Source organism: Sphingobium sp. PAMC28499 (genome assembly GCF_004795815.1).
GTDB lineage: Bacteria > Pseudomonadota > Alphaproteobacteria > Sphingomonadales > Sphingomonadaceae > Sphingobium > Sphingobium yanoikuyae.
The window spans coordinates 1,181,637-1,194,202 of record NZ_CP039248.1 but is presented as its reverse complement, the minus strand read 5'-3'; the positions used below and the strand labels follow the sequence as shown (position 1 = coordinate 1,194,202).

At 65.4% G+C, this 12,566-nt stretch carries 12 protein-coding genes; 4 read left to right on the top strand and 8 right to left on the bottom strand.

Annotation, left to right across the window (positions count from 1 at the left end; genetic code table 11):
• The first annotated feature begins 62 nt into the window (after positions 1–62).
• A complete protein-coding gene (locus tag E5554_RS05730; protein ID WP_136186221.1) occupies positions 63–1,394 on the top strand; it encodes a dicarboxylate/amino acid:cation symporter in 1,332 nt (443 codons plus the stop codon).
• A 65-nt stretch (positions 1,395–1,459) separates the two neighbouring features.
• Here the strand turns inward: E5554_RS05730 and E5554_RS05725 are convergent, their stop codons facing one another.
• Entirely contained in the window at positions 1,460–2,344 is an 885-nt protein-coding gene (locus E5554_RS05725; protein WP_099232821.1) for a bestrophin family ion channel, read from the bottom strand.
• 137 nt (positions 2,345–2,481) lie between these two features.
• Between E5554_RS05725 and E5554_RS05720 the strand changes: the two genes are divergently transcribed.
• Entirely contained in the window at positions 2,482–3,810 is a 1,329-nt protein-coding gene (locus E5554_RS05720) for a dicarboxylate/amino acid:cation symporter (protein WP_136186220.1), read from the top strand.
• Here E5554_RS05720 and E5554_RS05715 read toward each other — a convergent pair.
• Positions 3,773–4,342 (bottom strand): NAD(P)H-dependent oxidoreductase, encoded by a 570-nt coding sequence (locus E5554_RS05715; RefSeq protein WP_136186219.1) that lies wholly within the window; start codon positions 4,340–4,342, stop codon positions 3,773–3,775. The genes E5554_RS05720 and E5554_RS05715 overlap by 38 nt on opposite strands.
• A gap of 154 nt (positions 4,343–4,496) precedes the next feature.
• Between E5554_RS05715 and E5554_RS05710 the strand changes: the two genes are divergently transcribed.
• Positions 4,497–5,426 carry a family 43 glycosylhydrolase gene (locus E5554_RS05710; protein ID WP_136186218.1) on the top strand — a complete coding sequence of 310 codons (930 nt, stop codon included), beginning with the start codon at positions 4,497–4,499 and terminating at the stop codon, positions 5,424–5,426.
• 37 nt (positions 5,427–5,463) lie between these two features.
• Here the strand turns inward: E5554_RS05710 and E5554_RS05705 are convergent, their stop codons facing one another.
• Together E5554_RS05705 and E5554_RS05700 are read right to left on the bottom strand one after the other, a co-directional pair.
• Positions 5,464–5,646: a hypothetical protein gene (locus tag E5554_RS05705; RefSeq protein ID WP_004209747.1), complete on the bottom strand. Its 183-nt coding sequence runs from the start codon at positions 5,644–5,646 to the stop codon at positions 5,464–5,466.
• A 5-nt stretch (positions 5,647–5,651) separates the two neighbouring features.
• Positions 5,652–6,941: an adenylosuccinate synthase gene (locus E5554_RS05700; protein ID WP_048936184.1), complete on the bottom strand. Its 1,290-nt coding sequence runs from the start codon at positions 6,939–6,941 to the stop codon at positions 5,652–5,654.
• 228 nt (positions 6,942–7,169) lie between these two features.
• Between E5554_RS05700 and E5554_RS05695 the strand changes: the two genes are divergently transcribed.
• On the top strand, positions 7,170–8,027 hold the full coding sequence (locus E5554_RS05695; RefSeq protein WP_136186217.1) for an alpha/beta hydrolase: 858 nt from the start codon (positions 7,170–7,172) through the stop codon (positions 8,025–8,027).
• Here the strand turns inward: E5554_RS05695 and E5554_RS05690 are convergent.
• The 4 genes from E5554_RS05690 to E5554_RS05675 all read right to left on the bottom strand — a co-directional run bounded on the left by E5554_RS05690 (position 8,021) and on the right by E5554_RS05675 (position 12,479).
• Entirely contained in the window at positions 8,021–9,145 is a 1,125-nt protein-coding gene (locus E5554_RS05690; RefSeq protein WP_136188269.1) for an ATP phosphoribosyltransferase regulatory subunit, read from the bottom strand. The two genes, E5554_RS05695 and E5554_RS05690, sit on opposite strands and share 7 nt — an antisense overlap.
• A 10-nt stretch (positions 9,146–9,155) precedes the next feature.
• A complete protein-coding gene (locus E5554_RS05685; RefSeq protein WP_081260939.1) occupies positions 9,156–9,542 on the bottom strand; it encodes a DUF559 domain-containing protein in 387 nt (128 codons plus the stop codon).
• Between the two features lie 57 nt (positions 9,543–9,599).
• On the bottom strand, positions 9,600–11,180 hold the full coding sequence (gene serA / locus E5554_RS05680; RefSeq protein ID WP_026109465.1) for a phosphoglycerate dehydrogenase: 1,581 nt from the start codon (positions 11,178–11,180) through the stop codon (positions 9,600–9,602).
• A 138-nt stretch (positions 11,181–11,318) separates the two neighbouring features.
• Entirely contained in the window at positions 11,319–12,479 is a 1,161-nt protein-coding gene (locus E5554_RS05675) for a phosphoserine transaminase (protein ID WP_136186216.1), read from the bottom strand.
• Positions 12,480–12,566: the final 87 nt, after the last annotated feature.

Here is a 12,566-nt window from a genome sequence, read left to right as displayed (position 1 = left end):
GTCACCACCCAGCAGAACAGAATGAATGCGCGGGCGGACCGCTCGCTGGCTAGAGGAATATAATGCGAAATCGACTGACGGCCTACATCCTGACAGGCATGGTCCTGGGCGTGATCGTGGGCTTCGTGGCCAATCTCTGGGTCGGCGGGGATGAAGCGCTGGCCAAGGATGTGGCGGGCTATTTTCACCTTCTGGCCGACATCTTCCTTCATCTGATCAAGATGATCATCGCGCCGCTGGTCTTTTCCACGCTGGTCGCGGGCATCGCCCATATGGGCGACAGCGCGGCACTGGGGCGGATCGGCGGGCGCGCGCTCGCCTGGTTCATCATCGCCAGCCTGATCTCGCTGACCTTGGGCCTGATCTTCGTCAATTTCTTCGAGCCGGGTGCCGGCCTCAACCTCGTCCGGTCGGGCGCGGATGCGGGCGTTAACACCGAAGCGCTCAATTTCCGCGACTTCATTCTGCACGTCTTCCCGACGTCGATGATCGGCGCGATGGCGGACAACCAGATCCTGCAGATCGTCGTCTTCTCGCTGTTCGTCGGCGTGGCGCTGACCGCCATCGGCGAAAAGGGCAAGCCGATCATCACCGTGATCGAGGCGCTGGTCGAGCTGATGCTGCAGGTTACCGGCTATGTCATGCGGGTCGCGCCGCTCGCCGTGTTCGGCGCCCTCGCCTCGTCGGTGACGGTGCAGGGCCTGGGCGTGCTCAAGACCTACGGCGCGCTGGTCGGCGAATTCTACATCGCCCTCATCTGCCTGTGGGTGCTGCTGTTCGGCGCGGGTGCGATCTTCCTTGGCAAGCGGATGTTCAAGCTGATCCGTTATGTCCGCGAGCCGATCCTGATCGCCTTCTCGACCGCCTCGTCGGAAGCCGCCTATCCCAAGATGCTGGAGCAGCTCGACCGGTTCGGCGTGCCGCGCCGCATCTACAGCTTCGTGCTGCCGCTGGGCTACAGCTTCAACCTCGACGGCTCGATGATGTATGCGACCTTCGCGACCATCTTCATCGCCCAGGCCTATGGCATCGACCTGCCGATCGCGACCCAGATCACGATCCTGCTCGTCCTGATGGTCACCAGCAAGGGCATCGCCGCCGTGCCGCGCGCCTCGCTGGTCGTGGTCGCCGCCACGCTCGGCCAGTTCGACCTGCCGGTCGAGGGCGTCGCCTTCATCCTGGCGGTCGACCATTTCATGGACATGGGCCGCACCGCGACCAACGTGCTGGGCAATGCCATCGCCACCTCGGTCATCACCAAGTGGGAAGGCATGCTGGAAGTGGAGGAGCCGGTCGACGTGCCCCATCCCAAGGCGCCGGCCCATACCCCGTCCCATGGCCGGGCCGGGCTGGAACTGGCCTCCGACATGGTCGACGAAGACCGCCAGGGCTAAGCGTCCTCAGCCTTACCCAAAGAAAAAGCCCCGCCTGCATCATGCCGGCGGGGCTTTTTGTTACCTTACCATAGGACGCCGCGCACCGGCGTCACCGGGTCTGGGGCCGGATCGCCGATCGACTGTAGCAGGTCGATCTCGATCGTCCGGCACATGGCGGTCAGCGGTACGTCATGCACGCTGTCGGCAAAGGGATCGGTCAGATCGTCGCCGATCCGCAGCACCGCCATGAACATCAGCCCCGCCACCGTCGAACCGAGCGGCGTGGCGAAACCCAGCGTCTCGACCAGCCCGATCGGCAGCAAAATGCAGAAGAGATGGGTGAACACGACCGGCAGCAGTCGATACTGGAAGGGCAGCGGCGTGTTCTTCAGCCGCTCCATCCCGCCCTGGGCATTGGCGATGTCGACCAGCACCTTCTCCATCTGGGTCTGCTGGATGGTATCGATCCAGCCTTCCCGCCGCGCCATGTCGATCCGCCGACCGGTGCTGTCGAGCAGACCATTGGCCGGATTGGCGCGCGCCAGCGCCTTGCCCTGATCCTCCTCGCGCAGGAATTTGGTCACATCCTCGCCGATCGTCTGGCGCCGCAACTGGCAGCGCAACGCATTCACATAGGCGATCTGGCGCTTGACGATTTCGCGCTTGAGGTCGCGTGCCTCCGGGTCGGGCAGGAAATTGCGCGCCGAACGCGCCAGGCTGCGCGAGGCGTTGATCATCGCGCCCCACAATGTGCGCCCTTCCCACCAGCGCTGGTAACTGCTGTTCGACCGGAAGCCCAGGAACAGGGCGAGGGCCGAACCGAAGATGGTGAGCGGCAGCGAAGGGGCCTTGAACGGCAATAGATAATAAGCGGCCGTGACCGCACAGTCCCACACGAACAGCGCGGTCAGCGGTTTCCACACTTCCGATGCGATCCGGCGCATGCTGGGGACGGCATCAACGATCATGCAAGACTCCTTCTGGTGAACCGACCCAACGCCCGAGCATGCGGCTATGCTCCGTCGATGCCCTAACGAAACGAAATATTGCCGGCCGCGCAACCCGCTTCCGCATGGCTCGTTGGTCGGGAGGAAGAGGAGAGGCCATGAGTGATCCGGGCACAGAGGAACAGGCGAGCCGACGCGCTGCCTTCTCGCTGCAATGGCAGATGCTGGCCGGCTTCCTGATCGGCCTCACCGCCGGGCTGGTCGCCTATGCCGTAACGCCCGGTGCGCCCTGGATCGATGCGGTCACCCGCTATCTCACCGGCCCGATCGGCCAGGTCTTCCTGCGCCTGCTGTTCATGCTGGTGATCCCGCTGCTGGTTTCCGCGCTGATCGTCGGCATCGCCGAAATGGGCGAGATGCGTTCGCTGCGCCGGGTGGGGCTGCGCACCCTCCTCTATACGCTGATCGTGTCGGGAATCGCCGTCGTCATCAGCCTGGCGCTAGTCAACCTGCTGCAACCGGGCAGCGGCGTCGATCCGGCACAGGCGCGCGCACTGCTGGCCGATGCGGGCCAGGGGGCCAAGGCGATCCTCGACCGGGGCGCCGACACGCCCACCGGCATGCAGGCGCTGATCGCGATCATCCCCGACAATGTAATCGCGGCGATGGCCGACAATGACATATTGGCGGTGATGGTCTTCGCCCTCTTCTTCGGCATCGGTCTGGTGCTGGTGCAGACGAAGGAAACGAAGCTGCTGCTCGATGCGATGGAGGGGCTGTTCGCGGTGACGATGCGCCTCATATCGATCGTCATCCGCCTGGCGCCGATCGCCATCGCCTGCTTCATGTTCAACCTCGCCGCCCAGTTCGGCTGGGACTTGCTGCTGCGCCTGTCCGCCTATGTCGGGGTCGTGCTGCTGGCGCTCGCGATCCAGATGTTCGGCATCTATTCGCTGCTGATCGGCCTGCTGGCGCGCCGATCGCCGCTGCGCTTCTTCGCCGCCGTGCAGGAAGCAAGCGTCATGGCCTTTGCCACCGCCTCCTCCAACGCCACCCTGCCGACCGCCATCCGCGTTGCGGAGGAGAATCTGCACCTGCCGCGCCGCATCGCCCGCTTCGTCCTCACCATCGGCGCCACCGCCAACCAGAATGGCACGGCGATGTTCGAGGGGATCATGGTCCTGTTCCTCGCCCAATTCTTCCATGTCGACCTCAGCCTTGGCCAGCAGCTGATGGTGATGCTGGTCTGCATATTGGGCGGGGTCGGCACGGCGGGCGTGCCGGCCGGGTCGCTGCCGGTGGTGGCGATGATCCTGGCGATGGTCGGCATCCCGCCCGAGGGGATCGGGCTGGTGCTGGGCGTCGACCGGCTGCTCGACATGTGCCGCACCGCGCTCAACGTCACCGGCGATCTGGTCGCCGCGACGGTGATATCAGCGCGCGAGGAGATCAGCGCTGCGCCTTCGCCGCCAGCGCCCACCAGATGAGCGTGTCGGCGAAACCGGCAAAGCCCCGATCCAGCGCCGCGCCGCCCTCCCCCTGGGGCCGGGCCTGCTCGTCCAGCACCTGCCCGATCTGGCCGACGCTCAGCCGCTCCGGCATCACCGCCATGCCCATGGCGGACAGTGTCACCGTCCAGTCGGCATGGCTGTTCACCCCGGCAAAACGCCCCATCGAGTAACTGGCGATCGCGGCCGGCCGGCGGTCGAACTCCTTGAGATAATGGTCGACCAGATTCTTGAGACCCGGCTGCATGCCGCGATTATATTCGCCCGCGACGAAGACGAAGGCATCGGCGGCGGACAGGCGCTGCGCCAGCAGCGCCATGGCGGCGGGCGCCTCGCCGGCGGGATAGTCGCTATAGCGCCGGTCGAGCATCGGCAGGTCGATCGCCTTGGCATCGACCAGTTCCGCCTTGTGCCCCAGCCCTTCAAAGCCGCGAATCAGATAATCCGCCAGCCGTATGCCGAGCCGGCCGCGCCGATAGGAACCGTAGAGGACGAGGATATCGAGTGCCATGCGGAGCCTCCTGCCTTGATGACGAAAGACTTGTCGCATCCTGCCCCGATCGGGTCCAGCCGGCCTTCTAATCTTTCAATATTTCATGATGCGAAATTGCATTTCACATGGCGGAACGCCATCATCTCATTAGCGATCGACTAGGAGGATGCGGATGAAGAGGATGGCGCTGCTGGCCTGCATGGGCCTGCTGATGGCCAATGGCGATGTCGAACCGGGCAAGCCGATCAGCCCGCGCTTTGCCGGCGATCCCTCGCCGCACTGGTTCGACGACCGCTGGTATCTCTACGCCACCGACGACGCCTCCAATTCCGGCCGCTACTGGGACAGCACAAGCTGGCGCCTCTACAGCTCAACCGACATGAAAAGCTGGCAGGATGACGGCGCCTTCCTCGACGTCACCACCTTCAAATGGGCACGCCCCGATGCAAAGGCCTGGGCACCCGAAGTCGCCCGGCGCAATGGACGCTATTATTTCTATGCGCCGATCGGCGGCGACCGGATCGGTGTCGCAGTCGCCGACCAGCCCCAGGGCCCCTATCGCGACGCGCGCGGCGACGCGTTGATCGACAAGGCGCGCGACGCCAATGCCGGTGCCGAACCGATCGACCCCGCCGTCTTCATCGACAGCGACGGACAGGCCTATCTCTATTTCGGCACCCGCGTGCCCAAGGTCGTCCGGTTGAAACCCGACATGATCCATGTGGACGGCCCGATCATGGATGTCGTCGTCACCGGACTGCCGGCGAGCGACCCCAAGAAGAAATATGGCGAGGCACCCTATCTCCACGCCCATAAGGGCCGCTATTATTTCAGCTTCTCGACCGGCTGGCCCGGCCAGATCATCTATGGCACCGCCGCCTCGCCGCTCGGCCCCTTCGCCTATGGCGGGGTGATCCTCGACTATCTGCCGATCTCGACCAATCATCAGGCGATCGTCGAGCGGGGCGGCAAGAGCTGGCTCTTCTATCATGACAGGCTGCTGCCCGGTGGCGGCGATCATCGGCGATCGATCACCATCGCACCGCTGACCTATGCCAAGGACGGGGCCATCCAGCCGGTCGAGCGCCACGTCCCGGAATGAGGAAAGGCCGGACGTTTCCGCCCGGCCTCTCAATCTCTCAGCGCAGCTTGGCGATCGACAGCCCGTCCTGCTTGGCGCGGGTCTTGACCGATTCCTCGCTGCGGGTCAGCGCCTTGGCGATCGCCTTCAGCGCCATGCCCTTCTTGGCGAGCGTGTGCAGTTTCTGGACCTCATCCTGGGTCCAGGGCTGCTTATGCCGCTCGAAGCGTTCGCCGGCCATGCCCCTTAATCCGCGAAGGGATCGCGGACGAGGATGGTGTCGTCGCGTTCCGGGCTGGTCGACACGAGCGTGACCGGGCAGCCGATCAGTTCCTCGATGCGGCGGATATATTTGATCGCCTGTGCCGGAAGCTCCGCCCAGCTGCGCGCGCCGGCGGTGGTTTCGCTCCAGCCGGCAATGCTTTCATAGATGGGCTCGGCCTTGGCCTGGTCCTGCGCATGGGCGGGCAGATAGTCGAAGCTCTGGTCGCCGATCTTGTAGCCGACGCAGATCTTCAGCTCTTCAAAGCCATCGAGCACGTCGAGCTTGGTCAGCGCAATGCCGGTCACGCCCGAAACCGCGACCGACTGGCGCACCAGCACCGCGTCGAACCAGCCGCAGCGGCGCTTGCGGCCGGTGACGGTACCGAATTCATGGCCCCGCTCGCCCAGGCGCTGGCCGACGTCATTTTCCTGTTCGGTCGGGAACGGGCCGGACCCGACGCGGGTGGTATAGGCCTTGACGATGCCCAGCACGAAGCCGGCACCATTGGGGCCAAGACCAGTGCCGCTCGCCGCCGTGCCGGCCACCGTGTTGGACGAGGTGACGAAGGGATAGGTGCCATGATCGATGTCGAGCAACGTGCCCTGCGCGCCCTCGAACAGGATGCGCTTGCCTTCCGACTTCGCCTTGTTGAGCGTCAGCCAGACCGGCTTGACGAAGGGCAGGATGAAGGCGGCGATCTCGGTCAGGTCGGCCATCAGCTGGGCGCGGTCGATCGGCGCTTCACCGAAACCGGCGCGCAGCGCATCATGATGCGCGGTCAGCCGATCGATCTGCAGGTCGAGATCGTCGAGATGGGCAAGGTCGCAGACGCGAATGGCGCGGCGGCCGACCTTGTCCTCATAGGCCGGGCCGATGCCGCGACGGGTGGTGCCGATCTTGCCGGCGCCCGACGCATCCTCGCGCAGGCCATCGAGGTCGCGGTGGAAGGGCAGGATCAACGGGCAGGTCTCGGCGATCTGCAGATTTGCCGGGGTGATCTCGACGCCCTGGCCCTTGAGCTTCGCGACCTCGTCACGGAAGTGCCAGGGGTCCAGCACCACGCCATTGCCGATCACCGACAGCGTGCCGCGCACGATGCCCGACGGCAGCAGCGAGAGCTTGTAGACCTTTTCGCCGACGACCAGCGTGTGGCCGGCATTATGGCCGCCCTGGAAACGGGCGACGACATCGGCGCGCTCCGACAGCCAGTCGACGATCTTGCCCTTGCCTTCGTCACCCCATTGGGCGCCGATCACGGTAACATTTGCCATGGATACACTCCTCCGCCCGCCGCGCGGACCGGCCATGCCCTTCGACGGGACTCGGCATGCCGGTGGAATAGGATGGGCGGGGTACGCCCTGTGCGGGGCGCGCGTTAGCCGGGCAGGGCCGATGCGTCAAGGTTGGAGGCACATTACACTTTGATACCAGGTGCCGGCTTTACGGCAGGATGCGCCCTCGCGATCATGGCGACACAGGGGCAGCGAAGGACGATCCATATGCGCAGACGGCTGATTCCCATCCTGATTCTCTTCCTGCTCGCGGGCGCGCCGCTGGCCGCCCAGGCCCAGACGGCTACTGCGCCGCAGGCCATGGCCTATGGCCATGATCCATTGCAGGCGATCGATTTCTGGCCGGGCAAGGGCACCAAGGCACCGCTGGTCATCTTCGTCCATGGCGGCGGCTGGAAGCGCGGCAGCAAGGACAATGCCACCGGCGCGGCCAAGGCGCCCCATTATACCGGCCTTGGCTATGCCTTCGCCTCGATCAATTATAGGCTGGTGCCCGATGCGACGGTCGAGAGCCAAGCTCAGGACGTCGCCGATGCGGTCGCCCATCTGCGCAGCCGGGCGGCGATGCTGGGCATCGACCCCAACCGCATCATCCTGATGGGCCACAGCGCCGGCGCGCATCTGGTCGCGCTGGTCGGCACCGACATGCGCTATTTCGCCAAGGCCGGGCTGAAGCCCGATGCCGTGCGCGGTATCATCGCGCTGGATGGCGCCGCCTATGATGTACCAACCCAGATGGCGCAGGGCGGCCGCTTCATGGCGAAGACCTATGAACAGGCGTTCGGCACCGATCCGACGCGGCAGAAGGCGCTATCGCCGACCTTGCAGGCGGCAAAGCCCAACGCCCCCGATTTCCTGCTGCTCCATGTCGATCGGGTCGACGGCACCGCCCAGTCCAATGCGCTCGCCGCCGCGCTGCGCCAGGCGGGCACGCCAGTGGAGATCCATGCGCTCCCCGGACGCGGGCTGCGCGGCCATATGCAGATCAACCGCGAGATGGGCGATGCCGACTATGCCGGCACCGGCATCGTGGACGCCTGGCTGCGTCGCCTGTTCGGTCAGTAGGCGCGGGGCTCGCTGCCATCCAGCCAGTGCGAGCAGCGCTGGGCAGCGCCATCTTCGCCGTCCGCCAGGGCCGCAACCGTGTGCCAGCCCTCGGCCCGCAGAGCTGCCGCGCGCACGACATCATGGCCGACCGGCAGGAACAGGCGCTTGGGCCGTTCGTCGCCAAAGCCCGCGTCGATCAGCGGATCGGGATAGAGGGAAAAGCCCATGGCGGGCTCATCCGTTTCGCCAGCACGAGCAATGGCATAGCTGCCGCCACGGCCGATCTCACCGATGAAACCCTCGGCAAAGATGGAGAAGCCAAACCAGTTCTGGAATTCGAAACCGTGCCGTTCGGTCGGGTCGAGGGTCAGGGTGATGTCCCAGCCGATCGGCTTGGCAATGGCGCGCAGGCCCGCGATGCGGCTGTCGATGGCGCCGCCCAGCTGCGCACTGAACGCCTCCAGCCGTTCCATCGCGGCATGGAAGGGGCCGGTCGCCTCGATCAGCGGCAGATAAGCGGCGGCGGCCGGGCTGATCGCCACCAGCGCGCCGGCATCCTTGGCGTCCAGTTCGGCGCGCACGGCTTCCAGTTCCTCCGCCCCCAGCGGCAACGGGCCAGCAGCCAGCGCGTCGATCAGGTCGGGCAAGGTGAAATCGATGGTGATGCCGGTAACGCCGGCTGCGGTGAGCGCTTCGATCGCGATATTGACGATCTCGACCGCAGCGGCGGCGCTGTCGCTGCCGATCAGTTCGGCGCCCAGCTGCATCTTCTCGCGCTCGGGGCGCAGTTGGCTCGCCTTCTGGCGGATCACCGGCCCGGCATAGGACAGGCGCAGCGGACGTGGCGCGCTGCGCAGGCGGGTGGCGGCGATGCGACCGACCTGCGCGGTCATGTCGGGGCGGAAGGCCAAAGTGCGCTGCGACACCGGATCGACGGCGCGGACCAGATCCTGCGCGCGCATCGACTTGAGCCGCTGGGTCAGCGTATCCTCGAACTCCGCCAGCGGCGGCATGACCCGTTCATAACCATGGGTCGCGACCGTATCGAGCACGCGGCGCGCCAGGCGCGCGGAAGCTTCGGCCTGCGGCGGCAGGCGATCGGATAGCCCCTCCGGGAGCAGGCTTGGCGGGATCATGGCAGTCACCTTATGGCTCCCTCCCCCCTTGGGGGGAGGGCTGGGGAGAGGGGGTTTCGTGCAACGCCTGCGCAATCATGCTCAGCACCCCTTCGATATTCCCCATCACATCGGGATTGGCAAAGCGGATCACATGATAGCCCAGCGATTCCAGAAACTCTGTTCGCCGCGCGTCATAACGATCTTCGGCAAAATGTGTATCCCCATCTACTTCGATGATGAGGCGGGCCGCCTTTGACGCAAAGTCGACGATGTAAGGCGCGATGATGGTCTGGCGAGTGAATTGCTGATTTTCAAAGCGATTGGCGCGTAGCGCCAGCCAGAGTTTCTGTTCGGCGGGAGTGGGATTGGCGCGCATCCGTCGCGCGCGTTCCTTGAGGATTGGATCGACACGCATGGGTGCTCCCCCCTCTCCCAACCCTCTCCCCAATGGGGAGAGGGCTTTACGGTCAGCTTACGCGAAGCGCAGCAGCTTCACCTGCTTCACGCCGGCGAGGTTGCAGATCGCCCAGCGCAGCGGTTCGGTGACGGTACCGTCCACCGACAGCAGCAGCACGGCTTCGCCGCCCTGGTTGCGACGGCCCAGGTGGAAGGTGCCGATATTGACGTCCGACTCGCCCAGCTTCGAGCCCAGGCGGCCGATGAAGCCCGGCGCGTCCTGGTTGACGATGTAGAGCATGTGGCCGTCGAGATCGGCTTCGACCTTGATGCCGAACAGCTCGACCAGGCGCGGCTGGGCGTGGCCGAACAGCGTGCCGGCCACCGACTTGTCGCCCGCTTCGGTCGAAACGGTGACGCGCACCAGCGTCTGATAGTCGCCCTCGCGGTCATGGCGCACTTCACGCACGTCCAGGCCACGCTCTTTCGCCAGGAAGGGCGCGTTGACCATGTTCACCGTGTCCGAATAGACGCGCATCAGGCCGGCCAGCACCGCGGCGGTGATCGGCTTCTGGTTCAGCTCGGCGGCATGGCCCTCGACCTCGACCGCGACGCCGGTGATGGCATCGCCTTCGAGCTGGCCGATCAGGCTGCCCAGCTTTTCCGCCAGCGCCATATAGGGCTTGAGCTTGGGCGCTTCTTCGGCCGAGAGGCTGGGCACGTTCAGCGCATTGGTGATGCCGCCGTCGAGCAGATAGTCGCTGAGCTGCTCGGCCACCTGCAGCGCGACATTGACCTGCGCTTCGTCAGTCGATGCGCCCAGATGCGGGGTGCAGATGAAGTTCGGCGTGCCGAACAGCGGCGATTCCTTGGCCGGTTCGGTCTGGAACACGTCGAGCGCGGCACCCGCGACATGGCCCGAATCCAGCGCCTCCTTCAGCGCCGCTTCGTCGATCAGGCCGCCACGGGCACAGTTGACGATACGCACGCCCTTCTTGGTCTTGGCCAGATTTTCCTTCGACAGGATGTTGCGGGTCTGGTCGGTCAGCGGCGTGTGCAGCGTGATGAAGTCGGCCTTGGCCAGCAGCGTGTCGAGATCGGCCTTTTCGACGCCCATTTCCACGGCGCGCTCGGGCGTCAGGAAGGGATCGAAGGCAACGACCTTCATCTTGAGGCCGAGCGCGCGGCTGGCGACGATCGAACCGATATTGCCGGCGCCGATCAGGCCCAGCGTCTTGCCGGTCACTTCCACGCCCATGAAGCCGTTCTTGGGCCACAGGCCTTGCTGCGTCTGGGCATTGGCTTCGGGGATCTGGCGGGCCAGCGCGAACATCAGCGCGATGGCATGTTCGGCGGTGGTGATCGAGTTGCCGAATGGCGTGTTCATCACGATCACGCCCTGGGCCGATGCAGCCGGGATATCGACATTGTCGACGCCGATGCCGGCGCGACCGATGACCTTGAGGTTGGTCGCGGCGTCGAGGATCGCCTTGGTGACCTTGGTCGAGCTGCGGATGGCGAGGCCGTCATAGGCGCCGATCATCGCGGCCAGTTCTTCCGGCGTCTGGCCGGTGATGACGTCGACCTCGACACCACGCTCGCGGAAGATCGCGGCGGCGCGGGGGTCCATCTTGTCGGAAATGAGAACCTTGGGCATGGGAATATCCTTCTGGAATATCTGTAACCGTTCGGGCTGAGCGAAGTCGAAGCCCTCCACTGAGCGAAGCGAAGTGGCCTCCCTATCGGTCGGCCGAGCCCTTCGACTTCGCTCAGGGCGATCGGAATTTAAATGAAGTTAGGCAGCCTTGGTCTGAGCGTAGGCCCAGTCGAGCCACGGGCCGAGCGCCTCGATATCGGCGGTCTCGACGGTCGCGCCGCACCAGATGCGCAGGCCTGCCGGGGCGTCGCGATAGCCCGCCACGTCATAGGCGGCGCCTTCCTTCTCGAGCAGGCCAGCGAAGGCCTTGATGAAGGCTTCGTCGGCGCCCTCGACGGTCAGGCAAACGCTGGTGGTCGAGCGCGAGGCTTCGTCGACGGCGAGATGGCCGAGCCAGTCGCGTTCGGCGACGATCTTGCCCAGCGCCGCCGCATTGGCGTTGCTGCGCGCGATCAGGCCCTGGAGGCCGCCCAGCGACTTGCCCCATTCGAGCGCGAAGATCGCGTCCTCGACAGCCAGCATCGAAGGGGTGTTGATGGTTTCGCCCTTGAACACGCCTTCGGCGAGCTTGCCCTTCGCCATCAGGCGGAACACCTTGGGCAGCGGCCAGGCGGGGGTGTGGGTTTCGAGGCGCTCGACGGCGCGGGGGCCCAGGATCAGCACGCCATGGCCGCCCTCGCCGCCCAGCACCTTCTGCCAGGAGAAGGTGGCGACGTCGATCTTGGTCCAGTCGATCTCATAGGCGAAGACCGCGCTGGTGGCGTCGGCGAAGGTCAGGCCCTCGCGGTCGGCCGGGATCCAGTCGGCGTTCGGCACGCGCACGCCCGATGTGGTGCCGTTCCAGGTGAACAGCACGTCGTTCGAGAAGTCGACGGTGCCAAGGTCGGGCAACTGGCCATAGTCGGCGCGGATCACGGTGGGATCGAGCTTCAGCTGCTTGGCGGCATCCGTCACCCAGCCTTCGCCGAAGCTTTCCCAGGCGAGCGTCGTCACCGGGCGGGCGCCCAGCATGGTCCACATCGCCATTTCAAAGGCGCCGGTGTCGCTACCCGGAACGATGCCGATGCGGTGGGTGTCGGGCAGGTTCAGCAGCTCGCGCATCAGGTCGATGCTGTAGGCGAGACGGGTCTTGCCGATCTTGGCGCGGTGCGAACGGCCGAGCGACTCGGTGGCCAGCTTGGCGGCATCCCAGCCCGGAGGCTTGGCGCAGGGACCGGAAGAGAAAAAGGGGCGAGCCGGACGGGTTGCGGGCTTTGCGGCAGGCGCAATGGTGGCGTCAACGGCAGTCAGATCAGTCATGTAATGCGTCTCCTTACAGAGAGCACGCGCGGCGTTGGGACCGCGTGGCCCGTCGGCCGCCCTAAAGATTTCGGAAAAAGAGTCAAG

Coding starts and splice junctions, on each gene's coding strand:
- E5554_RS05675 (WP_136186216.1), bottom strand. CDS start 12,479: ATGACTGATCTGACTGCCGTTGACGCCACCATTGCGCCTGCCGCAAAG.
- E5554_RS05695 (WP_136186217.1), top strand. CDS start 7,170: ATGCGCAGACGGCTGATTCCCATCCTGATTCTCTTCCTGCTCGCGGGC.
- E5554_RS05715 (WP_136186219.1), bottom strand. CDS start 4,342: ATGGCACTCGATATCCTCGTCCTCTACGGTTCCTATCGGCGCGGCCGG.
- E5554_RS05730 (WP_136186221.1), top strand. CDS start 63: ATGCGAAATCGACTGACGGCCTACATCCTGACAGGCATGGTCCTGGGC.
- E5554_RS05725 (WP_099232821.1), bottom strand. CDS start 2,344: ATGATCGTTGATGCCGTCCCCAGCATGCGCCGGATCGCATCGGAAGTG.
- E5554_RS05720 (WP_136186220.1), top strand. CDS start 2,482: ATGAGTGATCCGGGCACAGAGGAACAGGCGAGCCGACGCGCTGCCTTC.
- E5554_RS05710 (WP_136186218.1), top strand. CDS start 4,497: ATGAAGAGGATGGCGCTGCTGGCCTGCATGGGCCTGCTGATGGCCAAT.
- E5554_RS05685 (WP_081260939.1), bottom strand. CDS start 9,542: ATGCGTGTCGATCCAATCCTCAAGGAACGCGCGCGACGGATGCGCGCC.
- E5554_RS05690 (WP_136188269.1), bottom strand. CDS start 9,145: ATGATCCCGCCAAGCCTGCTCCCGGAGGGGCTATCCGATCGCCTGCCG.
- E5554_RS05700 (WP_048936184.1), bottom strand. CDS start 6,941: ATGGCAAATGTTACCGTGATCGGCGCCCAATGGGGTGACGAAGGCAAG.
- E5554_RS05705 (WP_004209747.1), bottom strand. CDS start 5,646: ATGGCCGGCGAACGCTTCGAGCGGCATAAGCAGCCCTGGACCCAGGAT.
- serA (WP_026109465.1), bottom strand. CDS start 11,180: ATGCCCAAGGTTCTCATTTCCGACAAGATGGACCCCCGCGCCGCCGCG.